Source organism: Paenibacillus andongensis (assembly GCF_025369935.1).
GTDB lineage: Bacteria > Bacillota > Bacilli > Paenibacillales > NBRC-103111 > Paenibacillus_E > Paenibacillus_E andongensis.
The window spans coordinates 3,084,532-3,095,448 of the sequence record NZ_CP104467.1 but is presented as its reverse complement, the minus strand read 5'-3'; the positions used below and the strand labels follow the sequence as shown (position 1 = coordinate 3,095,448).

The 10,917-nt window shown below is 44.1% G+C and carries 13 protein-coding genes; 2 read left to right on the top strand and 11 right to left on the bottom strand.

The genetic code is table 11. The features are described from left to right. Window position 1: 1 nt before the first annotated feature. The 7 genes from NYR53_RS13535 to NYR53_RS13505 form a co-directional block, all read right to left on the bottom strand. Complete coding sequence (locus tag NYR53_RS13535) at window positions 2-961, bottom strand: AAA family ATPase (RefSeq protein WP_261305657.1); 960 nt, start codon at window positions 959-961, stop codon at window positions 2-4. Window positions 962-1,302: 341 nt separating this feature from the next. Further along, window positions 1,303-1,404: a YjcZ family sporulation protein gene (locus NYR53_RS13530; protein WP_261305656.1), complete on the bottom strand. Its 102-nt coding sequence runs from the start codon at window positions 1,402-1,404 to the stop codon at window positions 1,303-1,305. A gap of 359 nt (window positions 1,405-1,763) precedes the next feature. Further along, a complete protein-coding gene (locus NYR53_RS13525; protein WP_205516540.1) occupies window positions 1,764-1,874 on the bottom strand; it encodes a sporulation protein YjcZ in 111 nt (36 codons plus the stop codon). A 326-nt stretch (window positions 1,875-2,200) separates the two neighbouring features. Then, window positions 2,201-2,551 (bottom strand): stage V sporulation protein AE, encoded by a 351-nt coding sequence (spoVAE, locus tag NYR53_RS13520; protein WP_029193575.1) that lies wholly within the window; start codon window positions 2,549-2,551, stop codon window positions 2,201-2,203. Next, window positions 2,548-3,567, bottom strand: coding sequence for a stage V sporulation protein AD (gene spoVAD, locus NYR53_RS13515; protein WP_261305655.1), 1,020 nt, complete (start codon window positions 3,565-3,567; stop codon window positions 2,548-2,550). The genes spoVAE and spoVAD overlap by 4 nt, the downstream gene beginning before the upstream one ends. A gap of 4 nt (window positions 3,568-3,571) precedes the next feature. Next, on the bottom strand, window positions 3,572-4,045 hold the full coding sequence (gene spoVAC / locus NYR53_RS13510; protein WP_261305654.1) for a stage V sporulation protein AC: 474 nt from the start codon (window positions 4,043-4,045) through the stop codon (window positions 3,572-3,574). 27 nt (window positions 4,046-4,072) lie between these two features. Further along, the gene (locus NYR53_RS13505) at window positions 4,073-4,933 is read right to left on the bottom strand and encodes a DUF421 domain-containing protein (RefSeq protein WP_261305653.1); all 861 of its coding nucleotides are present in this window, start codon (window positions 4,931-4,933) and stop codon (window positions 4,073-4,075) included. A 195-nt stretch (window positions 4,934-5,128) separates the two neighbouring features. Between NYR53_RS13505 and NYR53_RS13500 the strand changes: the two genes are divergently transcribed. Continuing rightward, window positions 5,129-5,335: a DUF1657 domain-containing protein gene (locus NYR53_RS13500; protein ID WP_029193580.1), complete on the top strand. Its 207-nt coding sequence runs from the start codon at window positions 5,129-5,131 to the stop codon at window positions 5,333-5,335. A 168-nt stretch (window positions 5,336-5,503) separates the two neighbouring features. Here the strand turns inward: NYR53_RS13500 and NYR53_RS13495 are convergent, their stop codons facing one another. The 4 genes from NYR53_RS13495 to galU all read right to left on the bottom strand — a co-directional run bounded on the left by NYR53_RS13495 (window position 5,504) and on the right by galU (window position 8,387). Next, window positions 5,504-5,644 carry a hypothetical protein gene (locus tag NYR53_RS13495; protein WP_047672235.1) on the bottom strand — a complete coding sequence of 47 codons (141 nt, stop codon included), beginning with the start codon at window positions 5,642-5,644 and terminating at the stop codon, window positions 5,504-5,506. 25 nt (window positions 5,645-5,669) lie between these two features. Beyond that, window positions 5,670-6,428, bottom strand: a complete 759-nt coding sequence (locus tag NYR53_RS13490) for a C1 family peptidase (protein ID WP_261305652.1) — start codon at window positions 6,426-6,428, stop codon at window positions 5,670-5,672. Window positions 6,429-6,538: 110 nt separating this feature from the next. Then, on the bottom strand, window positions 6,539-7,507 hold the full coding sequence (locus NYR53_RS13485; RefSeq protein ID WP_261305651.1) for a glycosyltransferase: 969 nt from the start codon (window positions 7,505-7,507) through the stop codon (window positions 6,539-6,541). 7 nt (window positions 7,508-7,514) lie between these two features. Further along, window positions 7,515-8,387, bottom strand: a complete 873-nt coding sequence (galU, locus tag NYR53_RS13480; RefSeq protein ID WP_290429009.1) for a UTP--glucose-1-phosphate uridylyltransferase GalU — start codon at window positions 8,385-8,387, stop codon at window positions 7,515-7,517. A gap of 188 nt (window positions 8,388-8,575) precedes the next feature. Between galU and NYR53_RS13475 the strand changes: the two genes are divergently transcribed. Beyond that, complete coding sequence (locus tag NYR53_RS13475; RefSeq protein WP_261305649.1) at window positions 8,576-10,837, top strand: carbohydrate-binding protein; 2,262 nt, start codon at window positions 8,576-8,578, stop codon at window positions 10,835-10,837. Window positions 10,838-10,917 lie beyond the last annotated feature (80 nt).

Below are 10,917 nucleotides of genomic sequence, written 5' to 3'. Positions count from 1 at the left end.
CTCACTTCTCCAATCGTACCGGCACGCGTACTTGCTCGAAAATCGCGCCGAGAACTGAAGAAACCGTGGCTCCGTCCATACGGGCTTCGGAATGAAGAATCATTCGATGACCAAGAACATATGGAGCAAGGTATTTAATATCATCAGGAATCACATAGTCTCTTCCATGGAGGAATGCAAAGGATTTGGAAGCTAAAACCAAGGAAAGCGTTGCCCTAGGACTAGCTCCGAGGAATACGGCCTGATGATCACGTGTTTTTCTTGTTATGTTCACTAAATAATCGGCTACTGCTTCATCCAAGTGGACATGACGAACCTGTTCCTGGATGGCTAGCACCTGAGATGTATCCATGATCGCCTGCAGTGCCTCCATCGGATGCACTTTGCTTTGGGACGTAATCATCTGCTTCTCGGCGGCTTCACTTGGATAACCAAGACTAAGCTTCATCATGAATCGATCAAGCTGCGCTTCAGGCAAAATATATGTACCTTCGAAGTCAATCGGGTTCTGGGTTGCCAGCATCATAAATGGTGAAGGAAGCTCGTGTATATCACCATCGACGGTGATATGTTGTTCTTCCATTGCTTCCAGCAAAGCTGATTGTGTCTTGGTTGTTGCCCGATTAATTTCATCGACAAGCAAAATGTTCGTCATAATCGGTCCTGAACGGAACAGGAACTTCTCTTCTTTGGGATGATATATAGAAACACCTGTTATATCGGAAGGTAATAGATCCGGATTGCATTGAATGCGGCGAAATTGACCATCTATGGATCGAGCTAGCGCTTTAATCAACACAGTCTTGCCTGTACCCGGCACATCTTCAAGTAAAACATGCCCACCAGCCAGCATCGCAGTTAGCAGCAATTCAATCTCAGAGCTCTTGCCAAGAATGCATGATTCCAAATTCGCTTTCAATCTAGCTAGAACTTCTAAATGATGATGGGTGGCAGTTTCCATGTGTGATCCTCCTTAGAGTTTTCGTAAGAAAACTTACGCCGTAAGCATATGATAAGTTTCAGAAAGTTTACGACTTAAGCATTCGCTGCATTTTTCTTAACAAATTGCGTTTGCGTTGCCATTTATGATGAAAATACTTCCATAAGTCCGTATTCCTCAAAAATGATAGGAAAAGAGCGTAAATCTAGTTTACAGTAAAGTTTTTCGTCCGTATACTTGTAATTCCTCTAAATTTATTTGTTAAATTTAACCATCCAAAGTGCTATACGATGAAAATCAAAAAAAAGAGACCCGCAGCAGCCTGCTGTGGATCTCAAATTAATATATTCTATTGCTGCGTATTATATTGCAAAAGTCATAGTAATAATAACCAACAAAATAAAGAGAACCAATACTGCTGCTGAACTGCTACCGCCATATCCTGCTCCTGTTGCGTATCCCATATAGTCGTCACTCCTTTCAAGCAATTTCAGTCTCGGAACTACCAAAAGAAAAACGGAGACCTACGGAAGAAAAACGGGGACTCCTCAATAGCTAACAAATCAAAAAGTACAAGTGGAGTGACTGGGTTGAAGAATGGGCTGAACGGTATAAATGCACTTGTGCTTACGGAATTGGCATTTGAACGAAGATAGATTTTGTCACGCGTGCTCTTATCCAAAATTCCCTCTAAAACTTGCCCTTGGCGTGTCATAACATAAACATGTTTGCCCTTAAGGGATTTTAGCCGATTATTGTCAATGGACATTCCTATAACCTCCACTTATTACCGTTTCTTAAAAAGCTTGAGGTGTGTTATGAATTACCATACAAATGTACTGGTAATAATAACCAAAAGAATGAAAAGAACCAAGACAACAGCCGTACTAGTACCCAAACCACCGCTATAACAGCCCCCAGCAGCATAACCCATTCCACTTCACTCCCTTCTGCATTAAGATAGACTATTGTATTTCAATGACGTTTGAAATGCATGGACAAATGTCAGATAGTAGAAGCCTGTTTTAAGTTTTAGTGTAAATGTTGTTTCTATGGTCTATGCTTCTTCCGGCGGCAGAATGATCCTGACCAGTTGAAGAAACATTGTAATGCAACAGAAAAAAAGATGATCCCCCAACGAATACAGGAGCCATCTTTAAACTGCATAATCTAGGTTCATCTATAAAAACAGCGAATTAACGCCTCTACTTAGGTATAACTTCCTATATGTCTTTAAGACAACCCTTGATAAGCTTCATCTCATCCTTTGGGTTTGACAAATACGGCAGCTATGAAGGAGAAAATGATCGCTGCGGATATCCCCGCGCTGGTCACTTTAAAAATACCGGTGATAATCCCAATATAGCCGTCCTTATGAAGTTCTTCTAACGCCCCATGAACCAAGGCATTGCCGAAGCTGGTAATCGGAACCGTTGCACCTGCACCAGCAAATTCAATGAAAGGATCATACAAATTACAGCCGTCTGCAATAGCGCCCAGCACGACAAGTGTGCTCATGGTATGAGCGGGCGTCAGCTTGCCCACATCCATCAAAAGTTGGCCCAATACACAGATGGCTCCGCCTATCAGAAAAGCCCAAAAAAAGTTCATGCGTACAACCCTCCAGACTCAATTGAAACAGCATGTGCAATGCAAGGAATACTTTCCCCTTGTTGGAAAGTAAGCGGTGAAAGCAAAGCTCCAGTCGCCACGACTAAGATTCGCTTCAATTCGCCACTCTTTATGCGCTTAAGGAGATGAGCATAAGTGACGGTGGCCGAGCAGCCACAACCGCTCCCTCCAGATTGGACAGACTGCTTCTCGCGATCATAAATGATCAACCCGCAGTCATCATATGTCGTTTGATCAATTGGAAAATTGTGCTTATGAAATAATTCACGCGCAATGTTCACACCCACGGTTGCCAAATCACCGGTGACGATTAGGTCGTAGTAACTAGGCTCAATATTCAATTCTCGGAAGTGAGTTTGAATGGTGTCTACTGCTGCCGGCGCCATCGCAGCGCCCATATTAAACGGATCGGTGATGCCCATATCGACAATCCGTCCGATTGTGGCCGAGGTAACGACCGGACCCTCACCGGTCTTGCCAAGTACAGCGACCCCAGCGCCGGTGACTGTGTACTGAGCTGTCGGCGGCTTCTGCGATCCGTATTCCGTCGGATAACGGAACTGCTTCTCCGCCGTACAGTTATGGCTGCAGGTGCCGGCCATCACGTAGTTGGCGGCTCCCGAGTTCACCAGCTGCGCGGCTAGCGCGAGCCCTTCCATCGATGTGGAGCAAGCGCCGAATATGCCGAGAAACGGCATATTCAGCGTGCGCACAGCGAAGGTATTGGAGATAATCTGATTCATCAGATCGCCTCCAATATAGAACTGTATGCTGCCGCCAACCAGCCCAGCCTTATCAAGTGCTCGCTGTGCAGCTTCCTCTAGCAGCGCCTTTTCGGCTTTTTCCCACGTCTTTTGACCTACGGTCAAATCACCGTGGACGATATCGAAATCTTCACTAATAGGCCCTTGACCTTCATCAGGTCCTACCACAGTCCCCGTTGATAATATCACGGGCCGATTCTCAAAGACCCAGCTTTGATGTCCCTTCAGCATAAGGTCAACCCCCACCCGAAATGATAAGATGCACGATACCTACAAAAAAGGCTGCAACGGTTCCGAATACAATGACGGAGCCAGCTAACTTGAACATATTACCGCCTACCCCAAGCACGAGCCCTTCCGCCCGGTGCTCAATAGCTGCTGAGCAAAGCGAATTAGCGAATCCAGTTACAGGAACGGCGCTTCCCGCTCCGGCCCATTGGGCAATTTTATCGTACACACCAAAGCTCGTCAGGATGACGGAAATGATAATCATCACGGCAACTGTTGGATTGCCTGCCGTTTTTTCGGTAAAACCAAACCAATTAACGAACATCTCCATGAAACATTCACCGATTAAACAGATTGTCCCACCAACGAGAAAGGCTCGAAGGCAATTGATTAGAACGGGTCTTTTTGGTTCTTGCTTCTTCGCTAATTTCTGATATTCTTGCTGCGTCATTGTCAAATTCTTCTTCTTGTTGTTAGCCATGTTTTCCCTCCTGGTTCCTCAAACGCTCTAAGTTCTTAGAATCAAACGCAGATCCTGAATGACCTTGGTTAACTGCACTGAGCATGCCTCGAACATCTTCTTCGCTTGCGGATGACAAGTCGTCAGTGAAAATAGTTCAAGATCCGCCTCACACTTCTTCAATGTGGCTAATAATGCAGGCCTTTCACTCAGTTGAGGCACTTTTAATTTATCATCGTACAGATCGACCGTTAATTCGCCATGCGTGTCTACTTGTGCGAGGAACACATTCTCTTTCGTTACACCTAGCTTATCCAGTTCTTTATGTAGCCATCCTCTTCCTCGACCCGCCGCGGCCAATGGTTCATCTTGAATAACACCGTCCAAGATGACGGATTGCGTAGGCTTCTCAATATTCAGCTTCATACCCAAATGATTAGGTGTCAGAGGCTGGAGATCACTTTTGAGCAGAACACTTAAATCCCCACTAGCCTCAAGCATAGCGAATTCAACATCTGCCATACGAAAAACACTTTTGGTTCGCAGCTGCGCCAACAGCTCGTCACCCGTGTAACGTTCTTTTTTTAAATTGTCTTCAAGAATTTTGCCATCTTTTATCACAACCGTTCCTTCACCTTCAAACCAAAGCCGTAGCGTCTTACTTCTGAGCGTTAGAATTTCCAATGTCAAAGGGATGAGAACCCAGACGAGAATAGCAATGACCCCATGCCAGAATCTGAAATCCACATCTGTGGAAATAGTCCCAGCCAAGTCCCCAATCGTTATTCCGAGAACATATTCAAAAAAAGTAAGTTGAGATATTTGTTTTTTACCAAGAATTCGCGTCAGTACAAACAAAAAGACTAGTGCGAAAAACGATCTGATTACGATACTCACCCAATCTGCCACAAGCTTTCCCTCCGCTCCCTAAAGCTCGAAACAACCTCATTATGTGCTATTTAGGCAGCAAGTATGATCAGTCTTAATTGGATTAAATTGTTATATGTGCAGGTGAAAAGTTAGGGCATATTAAAGATCGCAATCAATTGAAAACGATCAATTTGTTTGCTATCCTACACAAATCTTAAAGAAGAGGTGCACAACATGACAGTAGCTTCTCAAGTAAAAACAACATTGGCCTCGCTTAAAAGTGCGCAAGCAAGCTTAGAAACATTTGCGCTAGGCACGCAGAATCAAGAAGCCAAACAGTTGTATGAAACGGCGGCCCTTACTACGCAAGACATCGTAAATCAAGTCGCCTCCCGTGTGCAGCAATTAGAAAATGAAGAACCTCAGTACAAAGGCTTCTAGTTAATAAAACAAAAAAGAGGTCGACTGCAGAACTTATGCAGCCGGCCTCTTCTTCAATTAGAATACGCAGATGAAAATCAGAGTAAGTAAAACAAACAGAATTAATATGAGCAGTATCAACTTTTCTTTTGGCATTTAAGCCGCCCTCGTTTCGGATGAGATTCCAATTTACTCCAATGGTTGACCGGATGATTTCCTTAGCTCGTTAGCCAATCGATGAAATTCTTCTCTTGCCTCTGCATCCTCGGTTGCCAAATAAGCGGCAGACAAGAACGCAATGATTTTATTTGCATCTTCCACACTTAACATAGATTCAGCACCTCCCTGATGTCGATTATTTACCGGTCCAATAATCAAACGTCATCACGTTGTTTTTGAAAAAGGAATAGGGCATGTAACAATAGCCATGATCTCCCCATGCTTTTCCCCATGAATTCCGCACGATGACTACTCCCTGACCCTTCTGCTTACCATCCTTATAACCGACGGCCAATAAGGCATGACCGCCTAACATTTGCTCTTTTTTTCGATTCGGGTAAGGAATCCTCCCTGTTTTTGCCACCAGTGGGCTTTCGAAGGATTGATACAACCAGATTCCGAAAACAACAGGCTGGCCATCCGCTAATGCCGCTTTGATCCCTGCCAAATCATGAATTCGATGATACCCTTCGATACGGTAGGCTCCTGCATTAGCTTCCGCCTCAGCATCAGGCTTTTGTTTAAATTTGGCTGTACGATAAGGCCATTCGGCTTCCGGACATACCCCTATTTTATGCAGCACCTTCATGCCATCACGTACAGTTGCTCCAGAGTCCCAATTCGTCGTACCTTCTAATTTACGCTCATGCCAATAATGAAAAAGGCGAGAAAGCCGTATCGTTGAATCTCTTTCTTGACGAAGCCAATACTCACGCAGCCCGCTTACTATGGCATTCGATGTGCAAGAGCCTAAATTTCCCTGATTCACGATAGGAGACAGCTCCTTGCGCAAATCAACTTTGCGGGGCAATTGCGATTCATTAATATAATTTATGCTTCGGTAAAAATAATCCCGAAAATCGCGTTGGTCCCGTTTAACCGTGTATTTACGCATCCCGTAGCCTCCCACGGTGTTAACAGAATTTGTAATGCAGTATATTCAACCATAGGCAACAGCGTGCAAAAAGCACGCATCCCTTTGGAATGCGTGCTGGTTGTTGCTGATTACTTTTTCATTACTTTTTGATATATTTTCAAGTATTTGGTTGTCATTCGGTACGTTGTAAATCTACGAATGACATAACGACGAAGTACGGCCGGAGGCGGATATTTTCCTGCTTTTACCTTAGCAACCATCTCATTAACAGAACGACAGACGAATTGCGGAAACCCCGCCATAACTTCAGGTACCGCGCCACGTTTCAGAGCGATTACAGGTGTGCCGCAGGCCATAGCCTCAATCATGACTAGACCGAAAGGCTCTTCCCACAGCGTCGGAAATAGCAAACAACTTGCATATTTGAGCAGCTTCTGTTTCTTTTTTCCTCCAATAGGACCTACAAAACGGATATTAGGATTTCTTTTGATACGAGGTGCTATTTCATTACGAAAAAATGCATGATTTTTTATCGGTCCAGCAATAATAAGTTTTTTTTTCGTTCTCTCCGCAATCTCAATGGCTTGGAGAACACCTTTCTCTCTCATAATACGTCCCATGAATAGCATGAAATTGCGCTTTTTATCACTAAATTCATACTCGCTTGGGTTAAGTCCGTTATAGACATAGTGCCCACGGTTTTTGCCCATCACCATTCTAGCTCGTTTGGAAACATACACAGGGTTCTTTACTCGCTGCTTTTCAGGGAGATGTACGGTACATACGATCGGAATACGGTGATTGAGCCTACCAAGTACAGATCTAAACGTATGATCATGAATAACATCAACATCTCGAGGCATCTTATTCAATACATACCTTGCTATTCCTTGGTTACGAAGACCCTTTGGGAACGGGACAAGCTTAGCTCTTGTTCGACTCCCTCTAGCTGCAAATAAGGTAACCCGATGACCTCTTCGCACGAGATTTTCCGTCAATTCATAGACAATCTTTTCTGTGCCTCCCTGATTCGTTGGCGGCAGCTTCTGTGCATTGGGGGAGTTAGAAATGACCTGCACAATGTTAAGACGCTTCATTTATCTATCACTCCGTTTCTCTTAACATTTTTTCTATGTGCTCGCGAAGCCATGGCCTTAGATGTGCTCTCTTGTTCGCTTCAGAAAGTATCGAAGTAATAAATCCTCTATGGTTTCCGATGTCATGCCATTGCCCCTTTATCTCACATGCAAAAATGGCTTCGATTTCGTTCAATGTAATCAGTGCGTCCGTCAATTGAATTTCTTTCCCTACGCCGGCCTTTTGAGTGGCTAATATATCGAAGATCTGAGGTGTCAAAATGTAACGACCCAGAATTGCCAAATTAGACGGCGACATGGGAAGAGCTGGTTTTTCTATTAGGTTTAATACACTATGAAAACCTTCCTGCAGGATTTTAGCCTCTATAATTCCGTAATTCGATACGAATTGATCCTCTACTTCCTGAACACCTATAATTGACCTCTGATATCGATCATAATATTGGATTAATTGTGCCAGTGCAGGCGTTTTTGCATCAAAAAATGTATCTCCTAATAACACGGCAAAGGGTTCATTTCCAACGAATGAACGAGCGCACCAAATAGCATGTCCTAGTCCGAGAGGCTCTTTCTGGCGAATGTAGTGAAGGTTTGCTAGCTGGGTTGGCTCCTGCACACGCCCAAGAAGATCAAACTTTTCACGCTCTTTAAGATAGCTCTCCAGTTCATAAGCGGTATCGAAATGATCTTCGATCGCTTTCTTCCCTTTCCCAGTCACAATGATGATATCTTCAATGCCTGAAGCTACCGCTTCTTCTACGATAAATTGAATGGTTGGTTTATCTATGATAGGCAGCATTTCCTTGGGTATAGCTTTGGTCACCGGTAGGAAACGCGTGCCCAGACCTGCAGCAGGTATGATCGCTTTTCGAATCTTCAAAAATATCACCATCTCTCAAGTAAAATCAATAGCTTTATGTTCAAAATATGCAAAACAGTTTGGAATGCCACGGACATGTATCTCTTTCTCTTAAAATATATTGGTTAAAACAGGTCATAGGCACTCAGATAACTTTCAGTTATGATGAAGGTGTGAACATGATCAACTGACAGAAAGGAACGACCACCATGACAATGACATCATTCACGAAAGTGTTGCTTGGTTGCGCCAGTCTCTTATTCATGCTGACCTTAGGGACTCAGACGACGGAAGCAAGGGAAAGTCAATTTACTAGAAATGGAACTGGGCCCCTCTATTGGAGCACTTATGAATATCAATACACACGGAATGCTCCAATGAACGAGGCAGAATGGAAGAAAAATATCGATTGGATTGCAAGCGATTACAAAACATCGGGCTATGACACGATAGCCTCCGACGGCTGGATTGAGGGTGCTCAACGCACAAATGAGAACGGTTACATTGTATCCCATAATGATAACTGGCAGCATGACTGGGCTTATTGGTCTTCCTACATTCAAAATAAAGGGATGAAACTCGGTGTTTACTATAACCCGTTGTGGGTAACGCGGAGCGCCGCGGCAGATCCTACGAAAACAATTGTCGGAACGAACTACAAAATTAGTGACATTGCCAGCTCCGCTGATAAATTTAATGATGATTTGTATTGGGTAGATGTTACGAAGCCCGGTGCGAAGGCGTATATTCAAGGGTATGTGAATTACTTCAAACAGCTAGGTGTTCATTACCTGCGAATTGATTTTCTGTCTTGGTATGAAACTGGAACAGATAAAGGTAAGACAATTGGGGTTAATCATGGATCCAAGAACTATCAGACGGCCTTAAAATGGATGCAGGAAGCCGCCGGCGATGAGATGGAATTAAGTCTCGTTATGCCTCATTTGAACAATCATGCAGCTGGCGAACTGCCGTATGGTGATATGGTCCGTATCAATGAGGATCTCGCCCGTGGCGGTTGGGAAAACTTAAGCGGTCAACGTCAACATTGGGTGAACGGCTGGTCGCAGTGGGCCAACCCTTTCCAAGGATTCACTGGATTTTCCGACATCGCTGGCCGCGGTTCTAATATGATTCTGGATGGGGATTTCATCCGTATGAATACTTTCAAAACGGATGAAGAGCGCAAAAGCATCATTCAATTATTCACCATGGCGGGTTCACCCATAGCAATCACGGATCAATATTCCACGATTGGCGATTCCGGCAGCTTTTACAAAAACAAGAACATGCTTGAGCTCCATAATCAAGGGTTCGTAGGCAAACCCTACTATAATAATGGGCATTCATTTAGCAGCGATCCAGGGGCAAGGAATTCAGAAAAATGGCTTGGACAATTACCAGATGGCAGCTGGGTTGTCGGGTTATTTAATCGATCCGATGGGAATGCTACTCGTTCGGTCAATTATCTGAAAGATTTGGGACTGACGGAATCAGCAAATACAACCGAGCTCTGGACAGGAAATAGCCTTGGCAAGTTAACTGCCTACAGCCCGAACCTTGTGAAACATGCATCAAAAGTTGTGAAAATTGAGCCTGAAGGCACGAAGGTGAATTATGCTGCTGAGGTTGCTACTTGGATTGGCGGTACGCATTTTAACAATAATTACGCGGGTTATCAGGGATTCGGTTTTGTGGATGGGTTGGATCGGACCGGGGCGAAAATCGTCTATGCCGTCCAAGCAGCTGAAGAAGGTGACTATGCGCTCTCCTATCGTTATGCGAATGCATCGGGAATAAGCAGCACTCTTCATGTAAGCGTAACCGATGATAAGGGTATTGCGGTTCAACCTTCGAGGAGCGTCACATTTGGTTCGACTTCAGCTTGGCAGTCATGGATGAACCAGAATGATCGCATTCATTTGAAAAAGGGTGTGAACCTAGTAACCATAGAGCGTACGGCATCAGATACGGGTGAGATTCACTTGGATAGTCTTGTGCTCGACAAGAATCGGTTAGCCGACATTGACGCTTCGCTCATACAAAATGGGGATTTTGAAAGCGGTGACATTCGAGGCTGGTCGGAGTGGCATCCAATAGGTCAAACAGCAAAGTACGGCGTTGATTCCTACGATGCGTATAAAGGTAACTACAAGCTCTATTTCTGGGACACCAAAGCCTATAAGCAAAGTATTCATCAGAAATTAACCGGAATTCCGAATGGATCTTATACTGTCAGCGCATGGGTCAAAGAGACGTTATATGGAAATAAGCCAACGACAGTCCGGATGGAGCTTAGTGATTATGGTGCAAAGACCCTATACAAGAACATTAGTCCAGCCAAAGGGTATCAACAAGTTCAAGCAACCGTTAGTGTAACGAATGGCAGCTTGGATATCGGATTTTATGTGGATTCACCGGGTTTAACTTCATTGCAAATCGATCAAGTTTCGATCAAGAAGTTAGACTGAAGAAGCAGAAAAAAAAGGAGCTCGCCAGCTGTACAACATGGCCTGAGCTCCTTTTTAATTTAGCATTTAGAAACATTCGT